Here is a 1,268-nt window from a genome sequence, read left to right on the forward strand (position 1 = left end):
CGCATCTGACAGGTCTCCCCAAGACCATCTGTCCCCAAAGCCCGGGCGAGCTTACAGCTCCCCGGGCTTTTAATTTGCCTGGGACGTGCCGTTTGTCACGATTTTCAGGCGCGTGATGCCGTCTGGTGGGCCGTGTCTTGTGCTGGGGTTTGATCGGTGATTTTGATTGGTGTGAGCGAGAAGATCTTTGTCGTGTTTTCCCGTCCGCGCACCGTGACATCGCCGCGCGGCGTCCATGCCGGAATATCGTCGTGATTGCCGCAGGCGCGCACTGTATCCTCTGTTGCAAGGATATAGGTGCCAAATTCCTTGTTCAGTGCCTCAAGCCGCGAGGCGATATTGACGTTGTCACCATGCACCGTAAAGGTCAGGCGGCTTTCGGAGCCGACCGCACCCAGAACAATTTCACCTGAATTAATCCCGCAGCGCGTTTTTAACTGCGCGCCATGAGAATAAATGCGCCGATTGGCGAGTTCCTGAATGGCAAGGGCGGTGCGCACGGCGTTGAGTGCATGATCCGTATCGGGGGTCACGGCGTTAAAGGTGATCAGCATCGCATCGCCTTCAAACTGGGTAATAACCCCGCCGAAATGCGAAATCACCGCGTTGGTTTCGGTGAAATATTCATTGAGCATGGTGGCCAGTTCTTTTGGCGCGAGCTTTTCGGCGATTGATGAAAAGCCTTCGATGTCGGTAAACATTACCGTCGCGTTGACCGCTTCACCATCGCCCGGCCGGATCTGTTGTTCGGCATGGGTGATGCGATCAGCAATTTCGGGTGACACAAAGCGCGACAGATCGCGGGCGGCAATTTCATCCGTGACAGCCCGGATAAACGATCTTTTGGCCCGCATCACGGCGACCGTCAGAACAGCCGTAACCAGCAAAATGGCGATAATCTTGTCAATTTCAGCCCCGATCAGGATCGAGTTTGAGGTCAGGTAGGTCACATAATCACGCGTGATCATGCTTTTGCCGCCCTCCGACCAGATGACATAGCCAGTCAGAATGATCCAGCCTGCCGCCGCTGTCCCGCCAGCTATCAGGATATAGCGCGGATCAAAGCGCAGGCTGCGCAACGCAATGAAGATGAAGACATAGAGCACGGTCGGCGCTTTGAGATAAAAGCTTGCTGGCTGCATGTACTGGATATGGAAGCTCCAGATCAGGACCATCAGAAGACCGATATCGGCGATCACCGAAACAGTCAGGAACCAGGTCGAGAGCTTGTTGCGATAGGTCAGGGCAAGGCGTTTGAGGGTAAACAG

The 1,268-nt window shown here is 54.9% G+C and carries 1 protein-coding gene; it reads right to left on the minus strand.

All coding sequences use genetic code 11. The annotated features are described in order from the left end of the window. Positions 1 to 104 precede the first annotated feature (104 nt). On the minus strand, positions 105 to 1,268 hold a 1,164-nt coding region (locus B3Z49_RS21360), incomplete at its 5' end, for an adenylate/guanylate cyclase domain-containing protein (RefSeq protein ID WP_296994711.1).

This window comes from Thalassospira sp. UBA1131 (assembly GCF_002311515.1).
GTDB lineage: Bacteria > Pseudomonadota > Alphaproteobacteria > Rhodospirillales > Thalassospiraceae > Thalassospira.